The organism is Caballeronia sp. LjRoot34, assembly GCF_964253815.1.
Classification (GTDB): domain Bacteria; phylum Pseudomonadota; class Gammaproteobacteria; order Burkholderiales; family Burkholderiaceae; genus Caballeronia.
The window spans coordinates 2,442,984-2,468,374 of record NZ_CAXUSB020000001.1 but is presented as its reverse complement, the minus strand read 5'-3'; the positions used below and the strand labels follow the sequence as shown (position 1 = coordinate 2,468,374).

The 25,391-nt window shown below is 61.1% G+C and carries 22 protein-coding genes; 12 read left to right on the top strand and 10 right to left on the bottom strand.

The features are described 5' to 3' along the window. Positions 1 to 104 precede the first annotated feature (104 nt). Both ACSQ36_RS11005 and ACSQ36_RS11000 read left to right on the top strand, forming a co-directional pair. Positions 105 to 1,226: a glycosyltransferase family 4 protein gene (locus ACSQ36_RS11005; protein ID WP_436183155.1), complete on the top strand. Its 1,122-nt coding sequence runs from the start codon at positions 105 to 107 to the stop codon at positions 1,224 to 1,226. 109 nt (positions 1,227 to 1,335) lie between these two features. Then, on the top strand, positions 1,336 to 2,442 hold the full coding sequence (locus ACSQ36_RS11000) for a glycosyltransferase family 4 protein (protein ID WP_436181921.1): 1,107 nt from the start codon (positions 1,336 to 1,338) through the stop codon (positions 2,440 to 2,442). Positions 2,443 to 2,577: 135 nt separating this feature from the next. Here the strand turns inward: ACSQ36_RS11000 and ACSQ36_RS10995 are convergent, their stop codons facing one another. Together ACSQ36_RS10995 and ACSQ36_RS10990 are read right to left on the bottom strand one after the other, a co-directional pair. Continuing rightward, complete coding sequence (locus ACSQ36_RS10995) at positions 2,578 to 3,555, bottom strand: glycosyltransferase family 2 protein (protein WP_436181920.1); 978 nt, start codon at positions 3,553 to 3,555, stop codon at positions 2,578 to 2,580. Next, entirely contained in the window at positions 3,494 to 4,453 is a 960-nt protein-coding gene (locus ACSQ36_RS10990) for a glycosyltransferase family 2 protein (RefSeq protein ID WP_436181919.1), read from the bottom strand. The genes ACSQ36_RS10995 and ACSQ36_RS10990 overlap by 62 nt, the downstream gene beginning before the upstream one ends. A gap of 209 nt (positions 4,454 to 4,662) precedes the next feature. Between ACSQ36_RS10990 and ACSQ36_RS10985 the strand changes: the two genes are divergently transcribed. The 6 genes from ACSQ36_RS10985 (at position 4,663) to lepB (ending at position 13,283) form a co-directional block, all read left to right on the top strand. Further along, positions 4,663 to 6,603, top strand: coding sequence for a serine aminopeptidase domain-containing protein (locus tag ACSQ36_RS10985; protein ID WP_436181918.1), 1,941 nt, complete (start codon positions 4,663 to 4,665; stop codon positions 6,601 to 6,603). 247 nt (positions 6,604 to 6,850) lie between these two features. Then, positions 6,851 to 8,311, top strand: a complete 1,461-nt coding sequence (locus ACSQ36_RS10980; RefSeq protein WP_436181917.1) for a flippase — start codon at positions 6,851 to 6,853, stop codon at positions 8,309 to 8,311. 104 nt (positions 8,312 to 8,415) lie between these two features. Continuing rightward, complete coding sequence (locus ACSQ36_RS10975; protein ID WP_436181916.1) at positions 8,416 to 10,059, top strand: mannose-1-phosphate guanylyltransferase/mannose-6-phosphate isomerase; 1,644 nt, start codon at positions 8,416 to 8,418, stop codon at positions 10,057 to 10,059. A gap of 359 nt (positions 10,060 to 10,418) precedes the next feature. Continuing rightward, positions 10,419 to 11,174: a FadR/GntR family transcriptional regulator gene (locus ACSQ36_RS10970; RefSeq protein ID WP_213761554.1), complete on the top strand. Its 756-nt coding sequence runs from the start codon at positions 10,419 to 10,421 to the stop codon at positions 11,172 to 11,174. Between the two features lie 332 nt (positions 11,175 to 11,506). Further along, a complete protein-coding gene (locus ACSQ36_RS10965) occupies positions 11,507 to 12,487 on the top strand; it encodes a Gfo/Idh/MocA family protein (RefSeq protein ID WP_436181915.1) in 981 nt (326 codons plus the stop codon). Positions 12,488 to 12,575: 88 nt separating this feature from the next. Beyond that, positions 12,576 to 13,283, top strand: a complete 708-nt coding sequence (lepB, locus tag ACSQ36_RS10960; protein WP_436181914.1) for a signal peptidase I — start codon at positions 12,576 to 12,578, stop codon at positions 13,281 to 13,283. Positions 13,284 to 13,705: 422 nt separating this feature from the next. On the opposite strand, the gene ACSQ36_RS10955 is transcribed toward lepB, so the two are convergent. The 7 genes from ACSQ36_RS10955 to ACSQ36_RS10925 all read right to left on the bottom strand — a co-directional run bounded on the left by ACSQ36_RS10955 (position 13,706) and on the right by ACSQ36_RS10925 (position 21,062). Beyond that, positions 13,706 to 14,836: an IS110 family transposase gene (locus tag ACSQ36_RS10955; protein ID WP_436180774.1), complete on the bottom strand. Its 1,131-nt coding sequence runs from the start codon at positions 14,834 to 14,836 to the stop codon at positions 13,706 to 13,708. Positions 14,837 to 15,749: 913 nt separating this feature from the next. Beyond that, complete coding sequence (locus tag ACSQ36_RS10950) at positions 15,750 to 16,409, bottom strand: amino acid ABC transporter permease (RefSeq protein WP_213761552.1); 660 nt, start codon at positions 16,407 to 16,409, stop codon at positions 15,750 to 15,752. Between the two features lie 128 nt (positions 16,410 to 16,537). Next, positions 16,538 to 17,329, bottom strand: coding sequence for a cystine ABC transporter substrate-binding protein (locus ACSQ36_RS10945; protein ID WP_213761551.1), 792 nt, complete (start codon positions 17,327 to 17,329; stop codon positions 16,538 to 16,540). A gap of 132 nt (positions 17,330 to 17,461) precedes the next feature. Then, the gene (locus tag ACSQ36_RS10940; protein ID WP_213761550.1) at positions 17,462 to 18,502 is read right to left on the bottom strand and encodes a quinone-dependent dihydroorotate dehydrogenase; all 1,041 of its coding nucleotides are present in this window, start codon (positions 18,500 to 18,502) and stop codon (positions 17,462 to 17,464) included. A 152-nt stretch (positions 18,503 to 18,654) separates the two neighbouring features. Next, the gene (locus ACSQ36_RS10935; RefSeq protein ID WP_436181913.1) at positions 18,655 to 19,545 is read right to left on the bottom strand and encodes an arginyltransferase; all 891 of its coding nucleotides are present in this window, start codon (positions 19,543 to 19,545) and stop codon (positions 18,655 to 18,657) included. A 207-nt stretch (positions 19,546 to 19,752) separates the two neighbouring features. Beyond that, positions 19,753 to 20,502: a leucyl/phenylalanyl-tRNA--protein transferase gene (gene aat / locus ACSQ36_RS10930; RefSeq protein ID WP_436181912.1), complete on the bottom strand. Its 750-nt coding sequence runs from the start codon at positions 20,500 to 20,502 to the stop codon at positions 19,753 to 19,755. Positions 20,503 to 20,516: 14 nt separating this feature from the next. Further along, positions 20,517 to 21,062: an NUDIX hydrolase gene (locus tag ACSQ36_RS10925; protein ID WP_213761547.1), complete on the bottom strand. Its 546-nt coding sequence runs from the start codon at positions 21,060 to 21,062 to the stop codon at positions 20,517 to 20,519. 308 nt (positions 21,063 to 21,370) lie between these two features. On the opposite strand from ACSQ36_RS10925, the gene ACSQ36_RS10920 reads away from it, so the two are divergent. Genes ACSQ36_RS10920 through moaE form a run of 3 tightly spaced genes read left to right on the top strand, consistent with a single transcriptional unit; the run spans position 21,371 to position 23,372 of the window. Beyond that, positions 21,371 to 22,615: a molybdopterin molybdotransferase MoeA gene (locus ACSQ36_RS10920; protein WP_436183154.1), complete on the top strand. Its 1,245-nt coding sequence runs from the start codon at positions 21,371 to 21,373 to the stop codon at positions 22,613 to 22,615. 18 nt (positions 22,616 to 22,633) lie between these two features. Beyond that, positions 22,634 to 22,891, top strand: a complete 258-nt coding sequence (moaD, locus tag ACSQ36_RS10915; protein WP_213761546.1) for a molybdopterin converting factor subunit 1 — start codon at positions 22,634 to 22,636, stop codon at positions 22,889 to 22,891. A 1-nt stretch (position 22,892) separates the two neighbouring features. Beyond that, positions 22,893 to 23,372 (top strand): molybdopterin synthase catalytic subunit MoaE, encoded by a 480-nt coding sequence (gene moaE / locus ACSQ36_RS10910; RefSeq protein ID WP_436181911.1) that lies wholly within the window; start codon positions 22,893 to 22,895, stop codon positions 23,370 to 23,372. Between the two features lie 90 nt (positions 23,373 to 23,462). On the opposite strand, the gene ACSQ36_RS10905 is transcribed toward moaE, so the two are convergent. Continuing rightward, complete coding sequence (locus ACSQ36_RS10905) at positions 23,463 to 24,062, bottom strand: group III truncated hemoglobin (protein ID WP_436181910.1); 600 nt, start codon at positions 24,060 to 24,062, stop codon at positions 23,463 to 23,465. Positions 24,063 to 24,722: 660 nt separating this feature from the next. Between ACSQ36_RS10905 and ACSQ36_RS10900 the strand changes: the two genes are divergently transcribed. Beyond that, complete coding sequence (locus tag ACSQ36_RS10900) at positions 24,723 to 25,214, top strand: Rrf2 family transcriptional regulator (RefSeq protein WP_436181909.1); 492 nt, start codon at positions 24,723 to 24,725, stop codon at positions 25,212 to 25,214. Positions 25,215 to 25,391 lie beyond the last annotated feature (177 nt).

Below are 25,391 nucleotides of genomic sequence, written 5' to 3'. Positions count from 1 at the left end.
CCAACGGTGCGAAGAAACCTTTGAAGCAGTCGCCGGGCAACCCTTCGAAGGACGCGTCGAAGCCGCCGTTAAAACCACGGATCATCGACTCGCTGCAGATCGGCATGAACTGGTTCGATGAGCGTCCCGGTGGCCTCGATCGCGTGGTCAGCGCGCTGATCCAGTCGCTGCCCGCTCAGGGCGTGACCGTGCGAGGCCTCGTAGCAGGAAGCGAAAACGTGCGGACATCGACACGAGGCGTGGTGACGCCGTTCGCCGCGCCCGATGCGCCTTTGGTCAAGCGCGTAATCGGCTTGCGGCGCGCCGCTGTCGAACTGCGTAACGCGCGTATGCCCGACGTGGTCGCCGCGCATTTCGCGTTGTACGCAGCGCCCGTGCTCGGCAAGTTTTCGCGCGTACCGAAGGTGATCCATTTCCACGGACCCTGGGGCGATGAATCGGCGCACGGCGCGCGCGGCCATGCGAATGTGATGCTGCGGCGTGTAGTTGAACGGCACGTGTATCAGCGCGGCAATCTGCACATCGTGTTGTCTCAGGCTTTCGGCGATGTATTGCAGAAGCAGTACGGCGTGAACGCGCGCACCATCCGCATCGTGCCGGGTTGTGTCGATGTCGATCATTTCAGCTCCGATGTTGACCGGCGTGCGGCACGTACAGCGCTCGGACTCCCGCAAGACCGGCCCATGCTTTTCTGCGTGCGCCGCCTCGTCTCGCGCATGGGCCTGGAAGACCTGATCGACGCCATGTTCGTCGTGCGTCAGCAAGTGCCCGACGTGTTGCTGACTATCGCCGGCAAGGGGCCGTTGATGGAGGAGTTGCAGGCGCGTATCGACTATCGGGGTTTGTCGCAGCATGTGCGTCTCGCGGGGTTTGTCGCCGACGAAGCGCTGCCGCTCTGGTATCGCTCGGCTGACGTGTCGGTCGTGCCGACAACGGCGCTGGAAGGCTTCGGCCTGACTACCATTGAATCCCTCGCAAGCGGCACGCCGGTGATCGTGACGCCCGTGGGCGGTTTGCCCGAAGCGGTCGCGCCGCTGAGTCAGGAGCTGGTGCTGGAATCGGGCGGCTTCCAGGCGCTGGGAGCAGGGCTCGCCGGTGCGTTGCTTGGCAAGCGGGTGCTTCCCAGCGAAGCCGAGTGCCGTGCGTATGCGCGTTCGTACTTCGATCTGCCAGTGATCGCGGCGCAGACCGCCGCGGTGTATCGCGAAGCTATCGACTCGTATTGAATGAGAGAGAAGTAGTCAGCAGTCGCTAGCAGTCTCTAGCAGTCGCCAGCAAGAAGAAAGAAGGGCCCCGGCGCCCCAGGCGCCGCTCAACCTCGAACCAGATCTAGTCATGAAAATCGTTCACCTGGCCACGCATGCGCAATGCAACGGCAACGGCACCGTCAACGCGATGGTCGATCTGGCGTGCATGCAGGCACGCGCCGGACACGACGTCGCGGTCGCGTCATCGGGCGGCACCTACGAGTCGTTGCTGCGGCGCCATGGCGTCACGCATTCGCTGCTGCAACAGTCGCGCCAGCCCTGGCGCGTGCCGGCCATGATCGCGGGGTTCGGCCGGTTGATCGAACGGTTTAACCCCGATGTCGTGCACGCGCACATGATGACCGGCGCGTTGATCTCGCGCTTCGGCAGCATGCGCCGCCGCTTCGCGCTGGTGACCACCGTCCATCACGATATTCAGAAAAGTGCTTCGCTGATGCGTTTTGGTGACCGTGTGATCGTGGTGAGCCACGCGGTGGGCGACGCAATGCTCGAACGAGGCGTGCCGGCGGACACCCTGAGCGTAGTGACGAGCGGCACGATGGGTTCACCGCGTTTTTCCGCACGGCAGATGCCGCGGGAATTGCACTTGCAGCATCCGAACGTGGTGTGCGTGGCCGCGATGTTCGAGCGCAACGGCATTGCCGACCTCCTGCACGCGTTTGCGCATGTGCGGCAGACGCAAGATGCACAGCTCTATCTGGTGGGCGACGGACCTGATCGCGGGATGATGGAAAGCCTTGCCGAACAACTTGGCATTGCGAATCATGTTCGATTCACAGGATTCGTCGCGGATCCCCGCGCGTATCTGGCCGAAGCCGATGTCTTCGTGTTCGCCGCGCATCAGGCACCCGGGCCGCTGGTGATCAGCGAAGCGCGGGAGGCGGGTTGTGCGATCGTCGCGACCAAGGTGGGCGGCGTTCCGGAGATGCTGGAAAACGGCAGTGCAGGGGTCCTCGTTGCACCGCAGGAGCCGATGCAACTGTCAGCCAAGATGGGATGGCTGCTGATGGATTCGCCGGTACGCGCGCAATATGCCGCGCGTGCGAAGCGAGATCTGGAGCGTTTTTCGGTGCAGCGCGTGTGCACGGAACATCTCACGGTCTATGAGCAAGCGGTTTCCCAGTGCGAGCACCGGCAGAACCGTCCGTCGACACGACGTGCGCCAGCGGCGTGACGAAGTTACCCGGCGGCCGCAGGTTCTGGGCCGCTTGGTTGCGCATTAGCCGTTTGTGTTGCGGTAGATAAAAAGGCGATCAGGTTATTCTGATCGCCTTTTTAAATGAACGCCATTCACAACCGCGCGTTTCAATCACCCCGCGAATTCGCGTTCCACGCTTTCCAGCCGCCGCTGCGCATGATCGCGCTTGGCTAGCGCCGCGCCGCTGCGCGCTGCGCGCCAGCGCTGCAACGCGCTCGCCTCGCGATGGATGAAGCGAGCACGCGCGAGATTGACCCAGCCCAGACATGCGCCGTGTCCGACGACGGTGAGCCACAGCAAGGCCATGCCTCGGCGTGTACCGCGATACTCGTCACGCACGATCAAACGCAGGTTATACGACTCGTTTTCGATCGCGGCCCAACTCCGGCTGCCACGCATGGCGCGCGTATCTTCGTCGAAGCGTTGCGCCGGATAGTGATCCACTTCCACCGCTGGATCGTAGACAAGGCGCCAACCCGCACGCCGCACCGCTGACGCGAACGCCATGTCGTTGTTGACCTGTGCGCCGGTGCCGCGCAGACGCGTATCGAAGCGAATGGCATTGCCGCTGATCGCGCTCACGCGATAGCTCATGTTCGCGCCCTTGAGGAAGTCCACGTCGCGCGCGGCCCCCACGCCCAGATGATGATTGCCGATCGCGCGGCCTGGGAACTGCCAGCGGCCTACGTCCGGTTCGGCAGCATCGAGTGTCGTGCCATGTTCATGCACCCAGTCGCGCCCGCCGACGCCGCCCACGTCAGGCGAGTTCGCGAAATGGCATTCGATACGTTCGAGCCACGTCGGGCGGGGCGCCGCGTCGTCGTCGGTGATCGCCACGATGTCGCCGGTGACAGCGTCGAGACCCGCGTTCAAGGCGGCAACCTGGCCGCCCTGGGCGACTTCAACCTTGACGAGCGGCAGGCGCGCGCGCGACTTCTCGATCACGAGCCATGCTTGCGTTTCTTCGTCGGCGCCGCGGCACACCACCAGCACTTCGTCCGGTGCGCGCCGTTGCCGCGAGAGCGCATCAAGGCAGCGAGCGAGATCCGAGGTTCGACGATAGGTGGGTACGAGTACGGTGATCTTCATGTTGTATGGCGAGTCCTTCCGGGGTGTATCGGCGAATGTAGGCGATTGCGCGTGAAACCGTGCGCGCGCTGCGTGCAAGACCTTTGGGTCCGTGTGCGCGCAGGTTGTGCACCAGGTTGTGAGCCACGGCAAGCGTCAGGAACAGCGCGGCTTTCGGGCGGTTGCGCTCGAACCACCGATAGCGCTTATGCGTCACGTAGATGCGCGAGGCTTCAACGAACGCCGCGTAGTAGTCGCGATTCACCGTCGACGGAAAATGCGAATTGAACACATCCGGCAGAAGCCGGACCGCGCATTTTCCCTGCAGCGTGGCGCGCATGACGATATCCACTTCGTCATAACCGTAGACCAGATGCTCGTCGAAGCGAATCAGCTTGAAGAGCCACGCAGGGAAGACGGTACTGTTGATGACAACGGTGTCGTGGTGATCGCCGGGGCGGTACGGCCGTGACTGGAAACCGAGAAACGTGGTTGCGTTTGCATAAACGCGCTCACCGTAGTTTAGTTCGTATCCCGTAACAATCAACTTTTCCGGATGTTGCCCGCCATGCTGCAGCGACTCGGCCATTTGACTCAGGAAATCTGTGCTGAGCGTGGCGTCATCGTCGATGAACGCCACGTGCGTGCCGGTCACCGCGTCAAGCGCGCAGTTGCGGTTCGCACCAAGGCCGCGACGGGGTCCTTCCAGGAAGACGACGTGCGCAAAGTCAGCAGCAATCATTTCACGCGTGAGCGTATCGGTGCTGTCGTCCGACACCACGATCTGGTGCGCCGGATACGTGGAGGCTTCGACCGAACGCAACGCCCGGGCAAGGTCCCCGGGACGATTACGCGTGCAGATACATACCGAGAAGCGCGGCGCATCGGACGGACTGGGTTGTTGAACAGCGGTGACCATGTGTTTTCCCCGGCATTTTCGTGTTCTGTGCCGCGCATGCAGGACACGGCGTGATGCCCTATTTGACTCGGCCATGAAAAAGCCGTCTGTTGGACATCGAACATCAGGGGAATAACGGTGGCGGAAAAGTGCTCGCGGTGGCGGAAATATCAGCCTGCGCTTGTGCAGTGTGTGCGGACGCACTGAATCATTGGCGTAGTGAAAGTGTAATGCGCAGACAACTTAATAACGACGCTCTTTCGGGACGCAACTTCGAGATGACGCCAATAATTTTTGACCATTGCTTTGGCTGGTTGCACGAGGGTGGGCCTGCCGCGACGCGCGGCGTAGTGCTCTGCCAGCCGTTCGGCCGCGAGGCCATGTGGGTCCACAAGGGCTGGCGCGTGTTCGCCGAAGCCCTCGCGGACTCAGGCACGCCGGCGCTTCGCTTCGACTACGCCGGCACAGGCGACTCGGCCGGCGAGTCGGAAGACGGCGAGCAGATCGAGCGGTGGTTGCGAAGCATTCGTTCGGCGATCGCTTACTTGAAAGAATCGACGGGGGTCACTCAAGTGGTCCTGTGCGGCTTGCGTCTGGGCGCGACGCTCGCCGCGCTGGTGGCGGCCGACGAAGAAGTCGATCAACTGGTGTTGCTCGCCCCCGTGTTGTCGGGCAGGCAATACTTGCGTGAGCTGCGTTTGCTGCAGCAGAACTGGCTTGAAACAGGTGGTATTCACGTCGCGCCCCCGCCGGCCGATGCCGACTATGCGGAGGCGGTAGGGCATCGCTTGATCGCATCGAGCGTCGCGATGCTGAGCAAGTTCGACTTGCTGCGGGACGCACGATTGGCTGAACGAGCGCCGCGGCGCTTGCTTGTACTCGATTCTTACGATCCCTCACGCTCGAAGAAACTCGTCGAAGCTTGCCATGCTGCCGGCGCGGATGCGCAGTTCGAGCCATTCGACGAATGCGCCGCGTTCATGCAGGAATCCGGCGTGACCGAGACGCCGCGACAGGCGATTGCACGCATTGTCGAATGGTTGGGCGTCACTGAGCAGGCTGAATCGACGGTGGCCGCATCGATCGCCAAGCCGTCCGAATCCCCTGTCCTCGTTGCCGACGGGGTCCGCGAAACGCCCGTGATCTTCGACAATGGCCGTCTGTTCGGCATTCTGTGTGAGCCGGAAGAGCGCGCGCAGTCGCGCCGCTCGGTCGTGTTCGTCAACCCGGGCGCGACCCATCGGATAGGCGACGCGCGCATCTCGGTCACGCTCGCTCGCCGGCTTGCGCGGCAAGGCTTTGCGTCGTTGCGATTCGATATCGGCACGCTCGGCGACAGCGCCGCCGTTGTCGACAAGCGTCCGCTCTCGCTGCTCTTTTCCCGCTCGGGCTGCGACGACGTAGTGAGCGCTGCCGCGTTCCTGGCCGAGCGCGGTTTCGACGATGTCTCGTGTTTCGCGGTCTGCTCGGGCGCTTACGTTTGCCTGCACGCGGCGCCGGTGAGTCCCCATATTCGTTCGCTCGTGCTTGTGAACGCGCCCAAGTTCGGTTTCCCGGAAGATCCCATGTCGTTCGCCGCGAACGACAACCGGCCGAAGACGGCAACCAGCACCTTCATGCGCTCCTTCAAGACGGCGAGCAAATGGAAGCGCGTGTTGCGCGGCCAACGGCGCCTGACGCCAATCGTGAAGGAGCTGACGCGGCGCCTGGGCGCGCGCCTGAAGGCCAGCGCGGCGTATTTCGCCGAGTGCACGATCGGCGTGGATTCGTCCGGTTCCCGGGTGCGCGCGATGGTTCGCCAGTTGGGTGAGCGCGACGTGAAGGTTCGCTTCGTCTACGGCGCAGGAGATCCTGGCATGGACGAGTTCGCCGTGTTTTTTGGTGCGGGCGGACGACGGATGCGCAAGTGGCGCAATGTCGAAACCGTTCATCACGACACCCTCGATCATGCGTGCTTTTCGTATTCGGCACGCGAGGAAATGATGGCGTCGTTCGTTCAATTCGTGCAGGGGGAGCCGCCGCAAGCGGCGCGTGGCGGCATTGGCTGGGCGCGCCTGGGTGCATTGCTGCCGCGCTTCACGGCCCGTGCTACAGCCCATGCCATAGCCCATACTAACCGGCCCGACGAGATGCCCACCGACATGCATGCCAAGGCGCTCGAATCGCGATGAATCGAGAGAATGCAAAGAATTGCAAGAGATCGAAAGCCGCTGCGCAATGCGTTCGTCTGCGTACAGACCCTCATGCGGCACCCCCTTACTCTGGCATCTAATTCGTCTGACCTTCGGGCGGGCACCCGCTGCGTGCACTTGAATGTGCATCACCTGTGCGCTGCAACGTGCCTGCATTCACCGCAAAGCTGTGACGCGGTGCCTTGATTTATCCTGTGTGAGTTTGTTGTAATCGGCCCGTTGCTCAATGGAAAAAAGTCTTCTCAGGAACATAGCGATCAATTTCGCCGGGCTCATCCTGCCCGTGTTCGTCTCACTCGCGACGGTACCCGCCTACATCCACGGCATGGGGATTGAACGCTACGGCGTCATCAACCTGGTGTGGGCGTTGATCGGTTATTTCAGCGTGCTCGATCTCGGTATTTCGATGGCGACCGAAAACCATATCGCCAAGGCGCGCCAGTCCAACGACGGCACCATCGAGCGCATCTTCTGGAGCGCATTTTTTCTCAACCTGGCCACAGGTTTTGTCGGCGCCGTGCTGATCTGGTTCGGCGCGTACGTGTATGTCGTTCATATAGCGACCATCGAACCGGTGTTTCAGCGCGAAGTGCTGCATGCGCTGCCGTGGATTGCGGTGGCTGTGCCCATCGCCAACATTTCGTGGGTGTTCAGCGGCGCGATCGGCGGCATGGAAAAGTTCGCGCTGTTCAATACCAACCAGACCATCGGCACGTTCCTGTTCCAGTTGCTGCCGCTGGCCGCGCTGTACCTGATCTCGCCGTCGCTGGCGGTGGTTGTGCCGGCAGCCGTCATTGCGCGGTTTCTGGCGGCCCTGCTGCTTGGCTACGGCACGTTCCGTGCAATAGGCATCAAGCGCATCTCGAAGCCGGAATGGCCGCTGATTCGCGAACTCTTTAATTATGGCCGCTGGCTGCTGTTGTTCTCTGGCGCAAACATGATCGCAACGACACTCGACCGGGTGGTGATCGGTTCCATGCTGGGTGCCAGGTACGTGGCGTATTACGCCACGCCGCAAAACCTCGTCACGCGCATGAACCTGCTGCCGAGCGCCATGCTGCGCACGCTATTCCCGCGCTTTTCGGCCTCCGCAAGCGACCACGCCGATGAACTCTCGCACCAGGCGCTTGCATTCCTGAACTGTGCATTCACGCCATGCGTGGTGGTTGCGTTGTTCGCGCTGGCACCGTTCCTGAACATCTGGCTCGGCCATGAGATGGCCGTTCAGTCCGCACCTGTCGGACGCATCCTTGTCATTGGCGTATGGCTGGCGGGGCAGTCGAGCATTATCGGAGTGCTGATTCAGGCCAAGGCCAATCCGGCGCAGGTCGCGCGGGTCGGCTGGATCGGCTTGCCGGTTTTCGCGCTCGTGCTGTGGCTGAGCATCCGCTGGTATGGCCTGCTGGGCGCAGGCGTGGCGGTGGTTGCGAAGGCGTTCTTCGACTATGCGGCGTTCCTTTATTTCTCGAAGCTCAAGCCACGGCCGATCGTGCGAAACATGGCCGGACATCTGGTTTTCCTGGTGGTTGCGACCGTGTGCGCCGACTCTATGGACTCGCTCAGCGGGATGGCCGCGATTGCCTTCGCGCTGATTGCCGGCAACATCGCATGGTCGTTCTGCGAATCGAGCGAACTGCGCGAGGTCGTCTCGCGTCTCCGGCAAAGATTGCTGCCCAACGCCGGCTGAGGATGAATAAGGTGCCTTGAACGGCAGGTCGACCGAATAGCGTGCGGGCGTTCGCACGCGCACACAACAAAATAGATTTGCCTGCTTAAATAGCGCATCAATCGATGCGTGTTTTTCACGCGTCCGCACCTGTAAGACGCGTTCGGCCCTCAATCAGCTTCAACGCTTCAGGAGTCACCGTGGACGTGTCCCGCCATCCGCTTACAGGCCCCGCCAAGACGGGCGCCACGAGTGTTCGCGTGCAGCCGGTCATTCTCGCCGGCGGGTCCGGCACGCGTCTGTGGCCGTTATCGCGGCAGCAGTTCCCCAAGCAGCTCATCGAGCTCATGGGTGCGCAATCGCTGCTCGAAGCCACGCTGCGCCGTCTTGACGGTCTCGACGGACTTGATGTGGCAACGCATGGTCACGACGCAGTGCGCTTCGCGAGCGCCGATGAGTTGATTGTGGTCTGCGGCACGGAACACAAGTTGCTGACCGCCCAGCAGATCGAGCGTAATGGCCGTCGAGCGCGCATTGTGCTTGAGCCCTGCGCCCGTAATACTGCACCGGCACTGACGCTCGCTGCGCTGGCGGCAGTGGCTGCCGGATCCGGCGACGACCCGGTGCTGGTGGCCATGCCCGCTGATCACGCCGTGGCCGATCTTGATGCGTTCCGTCGCACGATCGCCAAGGCGATCGGACACGCCGCAAGCGGCGCGCTCGTTACGCTTGGCATCGTGCCGGACAAGATCGAAACGGGCTACGGTTATATCAAGGCCGGCGCGGCCCTGGGAACTGCAGATGATGGCGCCCCTCAAGCGCGAGTGCTCGAACGGTTCGTCGAAAAGCCGCGGCGGGAAATTGCCGAACAGTATCTGGCGTCCGGCGAATATTGGTGGAACAGCGGCATTTTTGTGTGCCGGGCCTCGGTCTGGCTTGCCGCCATCGAGCACTTCCAGCCCGCTATTCACGCCGCGTGCGTGATCGCGTTTGAACGTGGCCTGCATCAGGACGGCTTCACGCAACTCGATGTCGACGCGTTCGAAGCATGCCCGTCTGATTCAATCGATTTCGCCGTCATGGAACGGATTGCTTACGAGCCGGCGTTTCCGGGCGTTGTGGTGCCCCTCGTAGCCGGGTGGTCCGATGTCGGCGCGTGGGATGCCGTATGGGACATGTCGAACAAGGACGACGACGGCAACGTTGCCCGAGGCCGCGTGATCTTCGAAGGGTCAGCAGACAGTTTCGCGCATTCCGACGGCCGGCTGGTGGCGTGCGTCGGAGTGACGGGTGTAGTGGTCGTGGAAACCGCGGACGCAATCCTGGTGGCATCGAAGGATCGTGTGCAGGAAGTGAAAGCGATGGTCGGGCGTCTGAAAGCCGCCAAAGGCGCTGAGGCGCAGGATCATCGCAAGGTTCAGCGGCCTTGGGGATTCTATGATTCCATCGATCATGGCGAGCGCTTTCAGGTAAAGCGTATTGTAGTGAAGCCGGGCGAACGGCTCTCGCTGCAGATGCACCACCATCGCGCGGAACACTGGATTGTCGTGCGCGGCACGGCGCTCGTCACCCGCGGAGAAGAGACTTTCCTGGTGAGCGAAAACCAGTCCACGTTCATTCCCCTCGGTACGACACACAGGCTTGAGAACCCCGGTAAAACGCCGCTCGAAATGATCGAGGTGCAATCGGGGACGTATCTGGGCGAGGACGATATCGTGCGTTTCGACGATCAGTACGGACGCGTGACCGAGAAGAAAACAGGGGGCTGAACACCTTTCGAAGGCAGGGCGATTTGTCGGGCAATGAGCATGAAGACCGGGCGTTGGAGAGAACTTAAACGAAGCACTTGAACCAAAGATATCAAGAAGTACTTAATACAGCGATTGCCGAAGCAGTATCGCGAAACGTAAAGACGCAAAGGCAAAGGGATAACCCTTGAGAGGGACATTCCGACTGGCGCTAGCGGTATTGAACACGCAATTTATCGTGCACGGCGCGGGGCCGCTGATTCATCTGATCGATCTGATTGATCGGATGAATAGGCGGCACTCACCGGGCCTTTCGGCGAGCTTGGGGAAGCACGCCGGATGCGCAGGGACACAATGTAGGGCGCAAGGGGAGAGGGGTGATGGACGAAAACAAAGAGCGATCACTGGTGGCTAAGGTGATGGACGGGCTCGTATCGGGCATCGTTGAACAGAAGTACGGCGCGATCCTGCCTCCGCAGGACGTCTTGTCGAAGGAGTTCGACGTGAGTCGGACCGTGATGCGCGAGGCTTTGAGCATGTTGCTCGCGCGTCACATGCTGGATGTGCGCCCCAAGACGGGTACGCGGATCCGGCCGATGAGCGACTGGCGGCTGATCGATGAGGACGTGGTGAGCTGGCGCTTCCGGGCGACGCCGGATCAGGCGTTCCTGCGTGACGTGATCGAGTTTCGAATGTTGATCGAGCCGCGTGCGGCAGCATTGGCGGCGGCCCGTGCAACGCCGGACGAAGTAAGCGGGATTCGCGATGCATTCGACGCGCTTGCGTCGCTCAACGGCAGCGAGCCCGAGTACCAGGCCGCCGATGTCGCGTTGCATACGCGCATTGTGGCTGCGAGCGGTAACCAGTTCTTCCAGCAGATGACGGCTATCGTGCGGGGTGCGCTGGTGACGGTCTATCCGATCGTGGCGGGCATTGCGACCATGCGCGACGCGACGCTCGAAGCGCAGCGCCGCGTGGTGGAGGCGATCGAGGCACACGATGCCGGTGTGGCCGAGCGCGCGATGAGCACGCTGATCGATGTCACCGCGGAGGAAGTCGGGCGGGCTTTTTCGCTTGAACGCCGCGAGGACAGTTCGTCCCCACCGGTCGGTGAATCCGAATCGGCCGGCGCCTGACACCTGCCTTAAGCTTCGCGTCCGGGACGGTTCCGGCGTGGCGAAGCTGGCCCGAGGTTTCTGGTCACGTTCATCGTGGCCGGGCGCGAGCAGCGCCTATTCGGGTTTTTACCTACGCAAACGTTTCACTTCACCTCCCTGCCTGACATCGACGCGTGATGGCCTGTGCGTCGAACGACAATCTCCCGACGTATTCCCTTGAGCTTTGTGATCGGAACGTCATGCGTTGCGCATGCATCGTCCAGGCTTCACGCAGACCGCTTGCGTAGGGGACAATGTGCGCATCGCCGGCCTTGGCCGACTATTCACCACGCATGCAGGGAGTGGGACAGATGAACGCACAGAGCACGATCCGTTGGGGCATCGTTGGCGCGGGAAACATTGCGCACAGGTTCGCTGGGGGGCTGGCCTTTGTGCCGGGCACAACGCTTGGTGGCGTCTGGTCGCGAAGGCCCGAGTCGGCAACTGCGTTTGCCGGGCAGTTTCATACCAGGGCGTATGAGAGTTTCGATGCGCTGCTCGACAACATCGATGCGTTGTACATTGCGACCATGCAGGACAGCCATCCTCAGTACGCGCTGCGTGCTTTCCAGGCGGGACGCGCTGTGCTTTGCGAGAAACCGGCGGCTGTCAACGCGCGGGCGTTGCAGGAGATGATCGACGTGGCGCGGTCATCGAAGCTGCTGTTCATGGAAGCGATGAAACCGCCGTTCTATCCGCTCTACCGGCAATTGCGTGACCATCTCGCGGCTGATCCTATTGGTGAAATCGGTCTGGTTCGGGCCGGTTGTTCGATCGCGAACGTGCCGCTTTCGCACCCTTCGTACTCGATGGAAATGGGTGGCGGCGCGTTGCTCGATATTGGTATCTACGAAGCGTTTCTCGCGGTGGACTGGCTGGGTGAACCGCTCGAGGTGCAGACTTTCGGGCGCATCGGGCAGACCGGCGTGGACACTTTCGCGAGCTTGAATGTGCGGCATGAACGGGGTGTTGCGCAGTTGTTCTGCGGGTTGGATCTGCAAGGCAAGGGCGATGCGCTGCTTGCTGCGACCGGCGGTACGGTGAGCATCCACGAGAACTGGTGGAACCCTGCGCGCGCGACGGTTCGCTATGTGGACGGCCGCACCGTTGAGCTTGATGTGCCCTTTGAGGGTGGTGGCTTGAACTACGAGACTGCGCACTTTTGCGAGTTGCTGCGCGGCGGCGAGACAGAGAGCCCGATCATGCGGCATGCCATATCCATGCAGATGATTTCCATCACCGATGCTGCTCGTCGCGACCTTGGCGTGCGGTTTCCTTTCGAGACTGAATAAGCGTGGGCTGACCAGTCGATTTAATTTAAGCGTCATTTCAGGTTTGAACGTTAAGCTGCGTCGTCCTTAACCGCCGGTATTTCCCACCATGCGACTGTTTCCCCGACTCTGGCGTGAAAATCGGAACTTGATTGCGTTTCTGGTGTTGATGACGCTGTTTCGCAGCGCCATTGCCGATTGGAATGTAGTGCCGAGCGGTTCCATGCTTCCCACGATTCGCGAGGGTGACCGGATTGTCGTCGACAAGATGGCGTACGACCTGCGTATTCCGTTCACGCACATTGTGATTGCGCGCCTGCATGATCCGCAGCGCGGGGACATTGTGACGGTGGATTCATCGGCGGCGCATGAGTTGATCGTCAAGCGGCTGATCGGGGCGCCTGGCGATGTGGTTGCCATGCGCGACAACGTGCTTTATATCGACGGTAAGCGGGCGGGTTATCAGCCGGTCGATATCACGGGGGTGGAGGGCGATGCGTCTTCGCCTGGCGAGTATCTCGACGAGAAGCTGGGGCATGTTACGCATGTAGTGAGGTTGTCGGTGCTGGCGCCGAGTCCGCGGCGTTCGTTTGGGCCTGTGACGGTGCCTAAGGGTGAGTATTTGATGCTCGGCGATAACCGCGACGACAGCGCGGACTCGCGGTATTTTGGTTTTTTTCCACGCAGCGAATTGATGGGACGGGCTCGGCGGGTGGCGTATTCGCTTGATCCGGATCGGCATCATTTGCCGCGAATGGACAGGTTTGGGGCCAGGCTGGACGAGGATGCGACGCTCGCGGCGGTGGACAGGTCTTGAGGGGCGGTTTTGGGGGGAGTGGGCGGTCGGGTTCATTGCCGGGTTGGTGCTTTCGGCCTTAGTGGTCTGCGAGAGTCGGATTTTCTCTTTATCACTGTTAGCCACTGTGCGTGGCGGCACGTCATTTCTGATATGACTTTCCGTGTCAACAGGTGTTTTTAGCTGTGGTCATCTTTTCTCTTCCTACAATTTCCTGAGGGCGGCGTAGCAGTAACACTCGACGGTGAATCAATCTGATATTCGCGGGTTGGTTACCGCATTACAGTGATCCGTCTCGTGAGCCTGCCGCTAACTTTGTGCGCAAGTCGGCGTGAACCGTTGATAAGCCGTTGCAAAGAAATGCCGCGGGTAACTCTGATGCCGGGCTACGCCGCCTTCAGGAAACTGCCTTTTCGATGATTGCAAAACTGTTTTTTGCTGGTTTAGACAGCCGCTCTGGAGTTGTTGATCGCCTGCTCCATGCCCAGACGGGCGATGTCCCAGATAAACCCGGCGAGTTCGCGAGCGATCGCGACGACCGCCACGTTTTTGAGTTTGCCCTTCGCCACCATTCTTCTAAAGCGCCCACACAGACGCAACTGCGCGTCCCAGGCGCGATCGATAATCACCTTGGGCACGCCCTCATGACGCTGCTGAATCTCGGGACTCACCCGGGCCGTATGCCGATAACTCCAGGCGGCCTCGATCAGCAACTTTCGCGCAAGCGAATTGCCCGTCTTGGTGATGCTGCCCTGGCGCCGGCTGCCCCCCGACGAGTATTCTGAAGGCGTTATGCCCAGCCACGCCATCAACTGCCGAGGATGGGCAAAGCGCGTCACATCGACGATCTCCGAGAGCAAGCCAACGGCGGTGGTGAACTTGATGCCGCGCATGGTTTGCAGGGCGAGCACGGCGGGATAAAAGCGCCACTGCGGCACCGCTTCGCGCAAGGCCGACTCAAGCCGCTCGCACTGCGCAAACCGGTCTTCGATCGCGCGGCGCAACTCGGTGAAGGCGAGGTCCTGCCATGCGTTGCCGAACGAGAACTTGCTGATCCAGCGTCGATGCGCCGGTCCCCAGTTCGCCGTGCCCGCGTATCGCACGGCGTGGGCGAGCAGGAACGATTTTAACGCTTGGCGGGCGCGTTTGAGGGCATCGCGCGTACTGGCCCAGACACGCGCAAGATCGCGAAATGCTTCGTCTTCGACGGTGGGCACATGCACGGCGCTGAGGTCGCCCGCGCGCAGTGAGCGCACGAGCTTGAGCGCGTCGCGGCGGTCGGTCTTCACGCGATCGCCGGCTTTGCGCGGGATCAGCGAGGGGGCGCACACCATGCACTCGAAGCCTTTGGCAGCGAGGCGGCGCTGCAGGTCATAGCCCAGAGGACCGGCTTCATAAACGATTTTTACGTGGCGAGCCTTGGATTGAAGCTTTTTGCATAACTGATCAATATCGCGAGAGCGCGTGCCGATCTTGCCGAGCACTTCGACTTCGCCGCTGCCCAGCGCGTAGGCAACTGTAATCGAGTCTTTGTGAACATCCAGTCCGACAAATAACGTGATATCGTTTTGCATGCTGGCCTCCGGGTTGGAAACAAAACCTATGAGTGACGGGTTCGCCCTCACTGTTACGGCTCTGGCACTATGCTAACCCGCGTGTTTTAGCTCTGCCACGGGGGCCAGCCCTTACTGCTCACGGAAGTCATACTAACTTTGTCCAAAGCGACAAAGAAACGAAGCAAAGAAAACGCTTTCAACCACGCTACCCTAAGTGTCCACAGCGTGCAGTTTTCATTCATAGGTGCCCCAAAAGCACGGTGCTCGCCAGAGCCACGGATGTTTGAACCCCTCCTTCTCCGAACACGGATACCCACACGCTTCGCCACCAGTGATTGAACCTGCCCAAGGGGCACCCCGCGCTATCCGCGGACGCCCCCCTCCAAATGTGTACGCGCCTCGAACCACGTAGCCAACCCGTCTGGAAACGAAGCCCCAAAATACGTAAGGCGGTATCCAACGAAAATAACTGTCTAGGCTGTGCAGCAAACTCACCAAAAACTGAAGTAGTAAATCCGCATCGGGCTGTGACGCACGAATATGGCCGCGCAGACTGGGGAGCCAACCCAGCAAAAAAGCGAAGCCGTAAATACGTGTGAGGCCATTTGGATTCCTTAGCAATGGTGCTTGCCCGAGAGCGTACGGGGCGAAGCGTGTTCATGTCAGGATTCGCGAGAAGGAGGGGTTCAAACATCCGTGGCTCTGGCGAGCACCGTGCTTTTGGGGCACCTATGAATGAAAACTGCACGCTGTGGACACTTAGGGTAGCGTGGTTGAAAGCGTTTTCTTTGCTTCGTTTCTTTGTCGCTTTGGACAAAGAAATGACGTGCCGCCACGCACAGTGGCTAATAGTGATAAAGAGAAAATCCGACTCTCGCAGACCGCTAACGCCGAAAGCACCAACCCGGCAATGAACCCGACCGACCAACCCCTAATGCCTCCCCGGCAACGCCAACCTGCGCTCAAACATCCGCTGCACGAACTCCAACACGCTACAAAGCACCCAATACACCACAGCGGCAGCAAGATACAACGGCAAAGGCTGATAAGTCGCGGCAATAACTTCCTGTGCACTGCGTAGCAATTCAGTAACCGTAATCACGGACACCAGCGACGTATCCTTGATCAGGCTAATGAGACTATTCGAAAGACTGGGCACAGCAATCCGCAGCGCCTGCGGACCAATCACATACCGCAGCGTCTGCATCCTCGACAAACCCAAGCTATAAGCCGCCAGCCACTGCCCACTCTGAATCCCGAGAATAGCGCCGCGCATGCTTTCGGAAAGATAAGCCGCCACATTCGCCGACAACGCGATCACCCCTGCCGGCGTAGGATCGAGCGAAATACCCAGACTCGGCAACCCGTAATAGATCACGAAGATCTGCACCAGCAACGGCGTACCGCGCATCACACTCACATAAGCGCGCCCCAGGCCGACCAGCGTTCGGCTTCGGCTGATGCCCATCATCGCGAGTATCGTGCCCGCGATCAGGCCAAAGAACATCGAATAGACCGCGAACTTGATCGTCAGAACGGCGCCTTGTGCGAGGGCCGGCATGGATTGAACGAGCAGGGATGTCGTGGACATGAATGAGTAGAGTAGGCGTAACGTCGGAGGCGGGCATCAAATGCAAAGGGCGAAATGCAAAGGGCGGCATCTCCCTGGAAGCCGCCCCGATGCCGAACGCTTGAGGGTCCGGGATTGACTGTGCCGGCTTACTTCGCCGGCTTCGTCACGTCGATACCGAACCACTTGTCCGAGATCTTCGTGAACGTACCATCGGCTTCAAGCTGGGTCATCGCGTCATCAATGGCTTTCTCGAACTTCGGATTGCCCTTCTTGAACGGAATACCCGACGGATTGCCCGGGCCCACATTCGCACCCGTGCGCAGCGGCAACTGCGAATTCTTCATCAGGTACGCAAGCATCAGGCGGTCGTTCAACGCAGCATCCAGACGGTTCGAAGCGAGATCGCGCAGGTACTCAGGCGCGCCCGGATACGTCTTCACATCGATACCCGGCACAGCCTTCGCCATGTCCATGTAGTTCGTGCCCAGACCCACGCCAAGCTTCTTGCCCTTCAGGTCCTCAAGCGTCTTGAAGTCCCGCGTGTCGTCCTTGCGCTGAATCAACTGCGCATTCGAATACGTGTACGCAGGCGAGAAATCAAGCGTCTGCTTGCGGGCATCGGTAATGCCGACCTGATTCACGATTACATCGAACTTGTCAGCCTGCAAGCCCGCAATGATCCCGCTCCATTCGGTCGTCACGAATACCGGCTTCACGCCGAGCTTCGCGGCAACCGCCTTCGCGATATCCACATCGAAGCCAACCAGTTCACCTTGCGGCGTCTTCGAGTTGAACGGCGGGAAAGTACCTTCCAGGCCAATGCGCAACGTACCGCGTTGCTTGACCGAATCCAGCAGGTCTTCCGCGTGCGCGACCGCCGAGAGCGATGCGCCGATCAAACCTGCTACGAGCACTTTCTTGAAGAGAGACAGTTTCATGAGTTGCGTTACCTTTGTCCGGGTTTTTGTGAGTAATCTGAAGTGCGGCGATGATAGCTAAAACGCAATGCCGTCCTCAGATTGTTTGCTCATGTGGGGTGAGCCCAAGCGTAGCGAAAAGGGAAGACCCGATCATGCAGCGGCACTCGTGCGGGCCAGTGCTTCGACGCATTCCGTCACAAGCGCCGGGCCGCGATAGATCAGCCCGGTATAGATCTGCACGAGCGATGCACCCGCTGCGAGTTTCTCGCGCGCGTCGTCGCCCGACATGATGCCGCCCACGCCGATGATCGGCACCTCGCTGCCCAGTTCCGCGCGCAGCTTGCGGATCACCGCATTCGATGCTTCGAAAACCGGCTTGCCCGACAAACCACCGGCTTCATCGCCGTGTTTCATGCCGGTCACAGCAGTGCGCGACAACGTGGTGTTGGTCGCGATCACGCCATCAATCTTGTGGCGCAGCAAGGTCGCGGCAATCTCCTTGATCTGCTCGTCGTCGAGATCGGGGGCGATCTTCAGTGCGAGGGGCACAAGTTTGCCGTGCATGTCGGACAGACGTTGCTGTTTATCCTTCAGCGCGCCGAGCAGCGCGTCGAGTTCGCCCGCGCCTTGCAACTGGCGCAGGTTTTTCGTATTCGGCGACGAGATGTTGATTGTCACGTAGCTCGCGAACGGGTAGACACGCTCGAGGCAATACAAATAATCTTCGGCGGCGCGTTCTATGGGGGTATCGGCATTTTTGCCAATATTCAGCCCCAGCACGCCGCGATACCGCGCGGCCTGGACGTTCTCGACGAACTGATCGACGCCGCGGTTGTTGAAACCAAGCCGGTTGATCAGCGCCTGCGCGTCGGGCAGGCGAAACATGCGCGGGCGCGGGTTACCGGGCTGCGCGCGCGGCGTGACCGTTCCCACTTCGATAAATCCAAACCCGAGCGAGGCCAGTCCATCGATGCATGCACCGTCTTTGTCCAGCCCTGCCGCGAGCCCGACCGGATTGCGAAAGCTCAGGCCCATGACGGTACGCGGCGAATCGGCGGCGCGCTCGGCAAACATGCCGGCCAGGCCGGTGCGGCCGGCGGCGCCCAGCATACGCAGCGTCAGATGATGGGCGTCTTCCGCATCCATGCGAAAAAGTTGCGCGCGGGCGAGCGGGTAGAGGGAGCTGAACACGAGGAAAGGCCGGAGCGGCGTAAATTGAGACGCGCCATTTTAACGGCTTTGAGGAGGCACGCCGAAAAGCGATGACACACGGATGAAAAGCGGATGAAAAGGGCCTCAGGCAGGACCACCAAAAAGGCTATTGCAGGAGCCTGCCGTACGGGTCAGCGCCGCGGTTTGTCCGTGGGCATCTTGCCGGGCATGGGCGGCGTTCCGGCGGAGTGCATGGTAACGGGATCGAGTAACCCCCAGTGGCCATCGATCAAGCCCTCCAGCGGCCGGAAATTCGCCTTGTACGCCATTTTGTCGCTCTCACGGATCCAGTAACCAAGATAGACGTGAGGCAAATCCAGGCTGCGCGCCTGCTCGATCTGCCACAGGATGTTGTAAGTGCCGAAGCTGGTGTGGGGCAGGCCGGGTTCGAAGAATGTGTAAACCGACGAAAGTCCGTCGCCGAGAATATCGATCATGCTGATCATGCGCAGCGTGCCGCGCTCGGGCGGATCGTCGACGAGACTGACGGGCAGGCTTGCGTCGGAATTACCGGGATCTGCGGGGTTTGCGGGATTGCCGGCGGGAAGGGGCTCGCGGAATTCCACCAGGCGCGAGTTGATCCGGCTTTGCAGCAAAAATTGCTCGTACTGGTCGCGGCTGTCGCGATCCATGCCGCCGCCCGCGTGCCGCGCCGACTGATAGCGCATATAGAGCGCGTAATGCTCTTCGTCGTAGTGAAGCGGTGCGACGCTCGCTACCAGGCCGCCATGCTGCTTCCAGACGCGCCGCTGGGTGCGGTTCGGCTGGAAGTGGTCGATGGCCACGCGCACCGGCACGCAAGCGCGGCAGCCGTCGCAATACGGACGATACGTGAAGACCCCCGAGCGCCGGAAACCCGCCTTGACGAGTTCGGTGTAGACGTCGGAGTTGATCAGGTGACTGGGCGTCGCCACCTGGGAGCGCGCAATGCGTCCATCCAGATAGCTGCAGGGGTACGGCGCCGTTGCATAGAATTGCAACGCCGAAAGCGGAGAAAGCGGCAGCTCATTGGGGTGAGTCACGTTGGCAGCTCTCGTTCTAAGCGTCTATCTTGCTTGCCGTCCCAACCGTGCCGCAGCGGTTCGATGCAGGGCGGAAAACCTCGGTTGTGTCGCTATCTTGCCTGCTGACCATCACATTCGATGGTTCTGGATTCGTTCGCGAATATCAAAGCATGCATCGGCTGGCTGGCGTCCCGGATCTCACGCCTCGTTCAAAACCTGCCTCGTTCATTCCGCCGGCGACACGGGTGGCCGAAGCGTTTCGAGCAGAGCGTATTTGTCGAACTGCCAGGGGACCGGCGGCTCGCTGACCACCCCTCGCAGATGTCTCACAAATGCCTTGCGGGAGATCTCCCGCCCGCCCAGCGACGCCAGATGCGACGTATTCTGCTGGCAGTCTATCATCTCTATTTTATGGTGACGCAAGTGTCCTATGAGCGCCGCGAGCGCGATTTTCGAGGCATCGGTGCGATGCGCGAACATCGATTCGCCGAAAAACATGCGCCCGAACGACACGCCATAAAGACCGCCCACGCGCTTGCCCTCGAACCACGTTTCAATGCTGTGCGCCCGTCCTTCGCGATGCAGCGAGGAATACGCTTCCACGATATCCCCCGTGATCCAGGTGCCGCGCTGGCCTTCGCGCGGCGTCTGGGCGCAGGCACGCATCACACCGGCAAAATCTTCGTCCACGCGAATTTCCCACGATGCCTCGCGCAACACGCGCCGCAGCGTTTTACGCAGCGAATCGGAGACTTTGAATTCGTCGGGAATCAGCACCATGCGAGGATCGGGACTCCACCAGAGCACCGGCTGGCCATCGGAATACCACGGAAAAATACCGCGCTGATACGCATCCACGAGACGGCTGCTCTGCAATTCAGCGCTGGCCGCGAGCAATCCGGGCGCGCCGCTCGCCTCGCCGAGCGCGCGCTCGACGGGGGGGAACGGATCGTCGGAGGCGAGCCAGGGAACCATGATTCTCGGGGCGCTCAGCCTTCGCGCAGCGAGCGGAAGATGTCGCCGGTATGCAGCGCGTAGTTGCCGGCGGCGCGGTCGGCAAAAAAGAAGCGCAGCGTCTGCCCGACCGTCGGGAAGGCGATTTCGTCCCAAGGGATTTCGCTCTCGTCGAAGAGCTTCACTTCGAGACTTTCCTCGCCTGCGTCAATGTCCAGATCCAGCAGCCGTGCCAGATAGAAGAGATGCACCTGATGTACGTGCGGCACGTTCAGCAGCGTGAAGAGGCTCTGGATTTCGACGCGCGCGCCGGCTTCTTCGAGCGTTTCGCGCGCGGCGCCTTCGCTGGTGGTTTCGTCCATCTCCATGAAACCCGCCGGCAAGGTCCAGTAGCCGTAGCGCGGTTCGATCGCGCGCCGGCACAGCAGCACCTTGTCGTCCCAGACCGGCACGGTCCCGACCACGTTGCGCGGATTCTGATAATGCACCGTGCCGCAATTGCCGCAGACGTAGCGCTGGCGATTGTCGCCAGGCGGAATGCTCAGGCCGACCTCGTGGCCGCAGACGGAACAGAATTTCATAGGGGAGAAGTCTGAAAGTGTCGTGCGAGTGTATCACCGAGCTTGGTGCCCGCGGCGGCGCGGGCGCCGGGCAAAAAAGCGCCGCGTAGCCGGGGGGCGACGGTGTGCGCCATTGTCCTGCACTTGTCCGGATGGCCGATGAGCCCGCATCGGGCGCAACCGGGCGGACGCTTGGTGCTGGCTTCTCGCTACAATAAGTGCTTCGGATGCCGCGCTTTTTAGCGCTGCCCATTTCACCATTCCGCCATTTCACGGCCAATACAAATCTTCCGACGATGTCCACCACGCCCGCCGCTCCACGCCCGCCAATGCTGTCCACCGCCGACGCACTCGCTACCTTGCTGGCGGCCGCGCGCCGGGTGGACGGCGCGCAAACCGTCGATACCTTCGAAGCGCTCGGGCGCGTGCTGGCCACAGCGGTCGTGTCGCCGCTCGACGTCCCGCCCATGCGCACCAGTTCCATGGACGGCTACGCGGTGCGGGCCGCGGATCTCGCCGGCGCGTCTGATGCGAGCGCTGTGACGCTGCCCGTGTCGCAGCGTGTGCCGGCTGGCCAGGCGGCCGAGCCGCTGGCGGCCGGCACGGTCGCGCGCATCTTCACCGGCGCCACCGTGCCGCCGGGTGCGGACGCCATCGTGATGCAGGAAATGGTTCGCGCCGACAACGCTGGCGCAACGTTCTCGCAGGTGCCGCCGGAGGGCGAATGGATCACCCAGCAAGGTGCCGATATCCGTCGCGGCTCCGTGATTCTCCCCGCCGGCACGCGGCTTACGCCGCAGGCGCTGGGGCTCGCGGCATCGGTGGGTAGCGCTGCGCTCGACGTGGTGCGCAAAGTGCGCGTGGCGGTGTTTTTTACCGGCGACGAACTCACCATGCCCGGCGAGCCATTACGCCCCGGCGCGATCTACAACTCGAATCGTTTCACGCTGCGCGCGTTGCTTGGCGAACTGGGTTGCGACGTGACCGATCTCGGTATCGTGCCTGACCGTCTGGACGCAACCCGCGAAACCCTGCGGCGGGCGGCACGCGATCATGACCTGATCCTCACGTGCGGAGGCGTGTCGGTCGGTGAGGAAGATCATGTGAAACCGGCTGTGGAAGCCGAAGGGCGCATTTCCATGTGGCAGATCGCGATGAAACCCGGCAAGCCGCTCGCGTTCGGCGCAGTGCGGCGCGGGCCGGTGGATCAACCGGCCGATCAAAACAGCGGCGAGGCGTTTTTTATCGGCTTGCCGGGGAATCCGGTCTCCAGTTTCTGCACGTTCCTGCTGTTCGTACGCCCATTTATCCTGCGGCTGGCGGGCGTCGAGGCGGTTGAACCGCGCGTGTATGCCCTGCGCGCCGATTTCTCGCAGAAAAAGGGCGACCGGCGCAACGAATTCCTGCGTGCCCGGGTGAACGAAGCGGGCGGGCTGGAGATCTTCGGGAATCAAAGTTCGGCCGTGATGACATCCACGGTCTGGGGTGACGGTCTGATCGATAACCCACCGAATCATGCGATCCAGGCCGGCGAGACCGTGCGGTTTATCCCGTTTTCAGAACTGATGCGTTGATTTGCGTCGAAGGCAATCATGAAAGTCGAATTAAGGTTTTTTGCCAGCGTGCGCGAAGCGCTCGGCGTGGCGAACGAGAGCGTGGATGTGCCGGACAGCGTGTCCAGCGTCGGCGACGTGCGCGCCTGGCTGCGCATGCGCGGCGGTGAATGGGCGGAAACGCTCGCCGAGGGCCGCTCGTTGCGCATGGCGTGCAACCACGAAATGACGGACCCGTCGCGACGTATCACGGAAGGCTGCGAAGTCGCGTTTTTCCCGCCAGTCACGGGAGGCTGAGATGACCCGGGTACGCGTGCAGGAAGCCGATTTCGATCTGAGCACGGAAGTTGCCGCGCTGCGCGCGGACAATCCCAAGGTGGGCGCGGTGGCGTGTTTTGTAGGCACGGTGCGGGATTTGAACGAGGGCCAAACCGTTCAGGCAATGGAGCTGGAACACTATCCAGGCATGACCGAAAAGGCACTGGAGGCAATCGCTGCGCAGGCTCGGAAACGCTGGCCGGGTTCGGATGTGCTGATCGTGCATCGCGTGGGAAAACTCTTGCCGCTCGACCAGATCGTGCTGGTTGTGACAACCGCCATGCACCGGGCGCAAGCGTTCGAATCGTGTGCGTTCGTGATGGATTATCTGAAAACGCAGGCGCCGTTCTGGAAGAAGGAAAAGACGGAACACGGTGAGAAATGGGTCGATGCCCGTGAATCCGACGACGCCGCGCTGACACGATGGAATCTGGAGCAGCCAAAAGGGGCGGGGGCGTAAACAACTGGCAGCAAGTGGCAGTAAGTGACCACGACCGCGCTCCGTTCGGCTGTTTGCCTGTTGTGTGGCAGGTGGATCGGGAGTTCGCGCTTATGCGTCGCTTGACCGGTCGCGTAATTCGATGTTTTCAACACCCGACAGCCTGACTGGAAAGGGTTCGCCGTGGCTGCGCTCGGGCAATTCCGTCGACGACTCGTTCTCGCTGCGGCCTGTTCGCAGGCGCTTGAGTGACGCCATCAATGCAAGCTGCGCGTCCGGAATGGCATAGTCCCAGCCGAATTTGCTCAGTTGCAGGCTTTGCGCAATGCGCAGCGCCGGTTCCATGAACTGCATGGCTGCGGCGGGCTCGTAGCGGGTGTCGACGGTATCGAGGAAAAGCGTGAGCCAGCGGGCGAAGTGCTGGGGTTCAATATCGCCAAGAGGCCGGTGCGCATCTTGAACGTTGCCCCTATATCCCTTCGTTCCCAGCACGAGGCTCGACCAGAACGTCGTCATCTTCGCCAGATGCGCGTCCCAGCGCCCAGCGAGTTCGCGGGCGAAGATCGGGCCAAGCAGCAGGTCATCGTCCACACGCCGGTAGAACGCGTCGACCAGTTCGCGGATATTGGTTTCGTCGGGTTCCGCGATGCGCACGAATGGCGCCGGTGGTGTGTCTGCCTTGCTGGAGGGCTCGATCAGGGGCTTGCTCATAAGATTCGATGTCAGGATTTAGTAGGGATTTAGTCTGGCTGGCGAAGCTGATAGTGGCTCTCGAATCCGCGCATGTAATTCCGACCCACCGGATATTAGTAAGATGCCACGCGCCGTGGAAATTTGACTCGGGCGGGATAAAGTACGAATCTATCGCCGAATGGGCATATGAATGGGCATATGAATGCGCTTACAAGTGAGCTTACAAGCGGCAAGTGGCGCTATAAAGCAGGCTCATGAACTCAACACGGTTATATGAGCCATCCGTAAATGGGGCCAGAAAGTCCTGGCCGATAAGAAATTTTGGCCGATAAGTGAGGCCAATCAGTTCGACCGGTACGCGCGGCAAATGAGCAAAATGACGTTTGATTGACATCCGGCTGACTGCGTCCATGATAATCGACGTTTAATCGTGCTGCAGTGGGTGGCGCAAGCGGCGGCTGGCCGCAGCGGCCGTGGCCATATTGCCGGCATTGCGCGGCGAGGATGAGCGGATTGGATCGTGCGCGCACGGTCTGCAGATTGAGCGTACGCCTGACTATCCATGCCGCCTGCCGCCACACCCTGTATCCGAGCGATTGAAGCTTTTACTCCGCTGCGGACCGACGTGACCCAAGCGATCGGCTCATGCGACTGATTACGCGAACTACGCGAACACCCATGCGACTGACCGATTACACCGACTATTCGTTGCGCGTCATGCTCTATCTGGCCGTCCGGTCCGAGGGGCTGTCGACCATCCAGGAGATCTCCGACGCCTACGGGATCTCCAAGAACCATCTCATGAAGGTGGTGCAGCGGCTCGGGGAACTGGGCTGGGTGGAAACCGTGCGCGGCCGTAACGGCGGCCTGAGGCTCGATCCTCGCACACCGTTGCTGAGCATCGGCGAGGTCGTGCGCAAGACGGAGAACGATTTTTCGATAGTCGGCTGTTTCGCCGATGAAAGCGAGGCCCACCGGCATTGCGTGATCCAGTCACATTGCCGTTTGCGCGGGGTGTTCGCCGCGGCGCGCGATGCGTTCCTCGCGGAACTCGATCAGCATACGGTCGGCGATCTGGCGTCGCCGGCTGATGAGCTTGCGGGGGTGCTCGGCATCGTGCGTTTAATGCCGGCAGCGGCGGGCATCGGTCGTATCGCCGGCGATAGCTGACTGAGTTGGCTTACGTAATTGAAGCGACTGGTAATTGAAGTGACTGATGTGCCTGACTGACCTTCCTGACGCACGCGTATTCCAGGCGCAGCCCGTGCTGGTTCTTCGATCTGGATCAGTCCACCGCCATCGGGATCCGATCACAATGGTCCCAGACGCCCAAGCTCGACGGACGCC